We start from the raw sequence: 2,630 nt of genomic DNA, 5'->3' as shown, positions 1-2,630 counted from the left end.
AATGTGGGAGCGGGCTTGCTCGCGAAAGCGGTGGGTCAGATAAATCAATTGTGACTGACACACCGCATTCGCGAGCAAGCCCGCTCCCACAGGTTGAATTGTGTTTAGTCAGCTGATTTTGTGCAGGTAGCTGGGCAGGGGTTGTTCAGGTAGCACCGACAGCACTTTGAGGCGCTGCAACATCCTCTGCCTGGCCCGCTGCAAATGCTCGCGCAGATTCAATGCCGCCGCATCAAAGGCACCGTGCAACAGCAGTTCAAGAATCAGTCGATGTTCGGCCAACATCGCCGGATCGGCACCGATCCCCAGCAATCGGTAAAAAATTCGGCTGATGATCATGGGGCTCTGACCTTGGCGGATCAGCGCGGCGATCTTGCGGTTTTGCAAGCCGGCCAGGCAGTGCTGATGCAAGTCTTCTTCGATCTGCTCGATGGCTTCCAGGCTGCACTGGGGGCTGTCCTGGGCGTCCAGCACGCGCTGTAGCATCGCTTCAAGCTGCTCGCGGTCGAGGTTCGGCGCGCTCTGGCGCAAGGCCTCGGGCTCCAGGCAGGCGCGCAGCTCGTAGTCTTCGGTGACTTCACGTGCGGTCAGAGGCCCTGCGAGCCATTGGGAGTAGGGTTCCTTTTCCACCAAGCCGCGATCGCGCAGGCGCATCAATGCTTCCCGCACCACGGCACGGCTGACGCCGTAATGGTCAGCGGCGGCTTGTTCATCCAGGCGGTAATGGCCGAAGGCGATGCACGTGGACAGCGCCGCACCGATCTCTTCGACAATGCGCTCTCCCAATGGCCGTGTATCCACTAGCTCAACCTCACCATTGAGCCCCAGGTGCGCATGGCTCAAGGGCAGGCGCAGCGGCTCCATCGCCACGCCATCGGGATTGATCAGGTAACCACGGCCATTGAAGCGGCAGATCAAGCCTTCGGCATGTAGCAGGTCCAGCGCCTTGCGCACCGGCACGCGACTGGTGCCGAACAATTCGGCCAGCGGCGCTTCCAGCAGAACCAGCCCATGGCGGGCGGTGCCGCTGGTGATCGCGTCACGCAACACTTGGTGAATCATCGCGTAGCGGGAGGCCGAGGCGGACACTGCTTTCATCGCGTTCTCTGGTCGGTAGGGCGGTGGCCGGGGATTCTCTCATAAGTTGCGCCTGTCACTCTGTACCACGACGGTGGCACTTTTCTGGGGCCGTGATGGCAGGCCTGTTACTTTTCTGCACTAAAATGTACTTATTAGTAAAAGATACATTATTTCAATCCGATACTGCTCAAGAAGCTTTATCGGACTATTTTGTCGCCTGCCAACCCCTCTATTCCGTGGTTATTGGGAATTAAGCTGAGCCTGGCACAAAAGATCTCGACTGAGACTGGCATGAAATCTGCCTTTATAAAACGTACATTTTATTAATAAGTACGTTTTTAGAGGTCGTCACCATGTCAGACGCCACTTCAATGGCCGATGCTTTCGCCAACGGTTGCAGCGATCCGGTACAGGTGCTCGAACAGGCACTGGTCCACGCGAACATGGCCCCCAGTGTGTTTATCTCCCTGACCACCGAACGTGCCCGCCGTGAGGCTGAAGCTTCCGCCGCTCGTTGGCGCGCCGGCCAGCCGTTGAGTGTGTTCGACGGTGTGCCCCTGGCCTGGAAGGATTTGTTCGACGTGGCCGGCAGCATCACTACCGCTGGCGCCGCCTACCGTCGCAGTGCACCGGCCGCTGTGCTCGATGCGCCGAGTGTGGGCCTGCTGAGTCGCGCCGGGATGGTCAGCGTCGGCAAGACCAACCTCAGCGAACTGGCGTACTCCGGCCTGGGCCTGAACCCGCATTTCGGCACGCCGTGCAATCCCCATGGCACCGATCAGCCACGTATTCCTGGCGGTTCGTCTTCCGGTTCGGCGGTGGCCGTCGCCGCCGGGATTGTGCCGATTGCCATGGGCACCGACACCGCCGGCTCGATTCGTATCCCCGCCGCCCTCAATGGTCTGGTGGGCTACCGTAGCAGCAGCCGTCGCTACAGCCGCGACGGTGTATTTCCCCTGGCCCACACCCTTGACAGCCTCGGCCCGTTGGCCCGCAGCGTGCGCGATGCGCTGGCCATTGACGATCTGCTCAACGGCCGCACCCAGCAGCACATCCCCGGTAGCCTCAAGGGCCAGTGTTTTGTGCTGGAGCAAGGCGCACTGGAAGGCATCGAGCCGGCCGTACGCAGCAACCTGCTGCATGCGGTGGATCAATTGAACGCAGCCGGGGCGTTGATCACGGTGCGTCGGTCCGCCACGTTTGAGGCCACGCTGGAGTTGATCAAGCATCACGGCTGGCTCGGCTCATTCGAAGCGTTCGCCCTGCATGAAACGTTGCTCGACAGCGCCGATGCCGAACAACTCGACCCCCGCGTACGCCGCCGACTTGAAGCCGCACGTACCTTGCCCGCCAGCCAACTGGTTCACTTGCTCGATGCGCGTCGGCGCCTGCAACAGCAACTGATCGACGACCTCGATGGCGCGATCCTGATCACGCCCACCGTTGCCCATGTCGCCCCCGCCCTGGCACCGCTGGAGGCCGACGACGAGCTGTTTGTCCAAACCAACCTCGCCACCCTGCGCCTGACCATGCCCGGCAGTTTGCTGGAC

Annotated in this window: 2 protein-coding genes; one reads left to right on the top strand and one right to left on the bottom strand. The window is 61.1% G+C overall.

What is annotated here, in order from left to right:
* Positions 1 to 108 precede the first annotated feature (108 nt).
* The gene (locus ACRESD_RS13110) at positions 109 to 1,098 is read right to left on the bottom strand and encodes a GntR family transcriptional regulator (protein WP_431751287.1); all 990 of its coding nucleotides are present in this window, start codon (positions 1,096 to 1,098) and stop codon (positions 109 to 111) included.
* A gap of 335 nt (positions 1,099 to 1,433) precedes the next feature.
* Between ACRESD_RS13110 and ACRESD_RS13105 the strand changes: the two genes are divergently transcribed.
* Positions 1,434 to 2,630: amidase (locus ACRESD_RS13105; protein ID WP_431751286.1), on the top strand; the 1,197-nt coding region annotated here is incomplete at its 3' end.

This window comes from Pseudomonas sp. (assembly GCF_050739995.1).
Classification (GTDB): Bacteria; Pseudomonadota; Gammaproteobacteria; order Pseudomonadales; family Pseudomonadaceae; genus Aquipseudomonas.
The sequence above is the reverse complement of the archived record's forward strand: the minus strand, read 5'-3'. Positions and strand labels throughout refer to the sequence as shown.

Bases quoted from the DNA above. Each gene is read 5' to 3' on its own strand.
- ACRESD_RS13110 (WP_431751287.1), bottom strand. From the start codon at position 1,098: ATGAAAGCAGTGTCCGCCTCGGCCTCCCGCTACGCGATGATTCACCAA.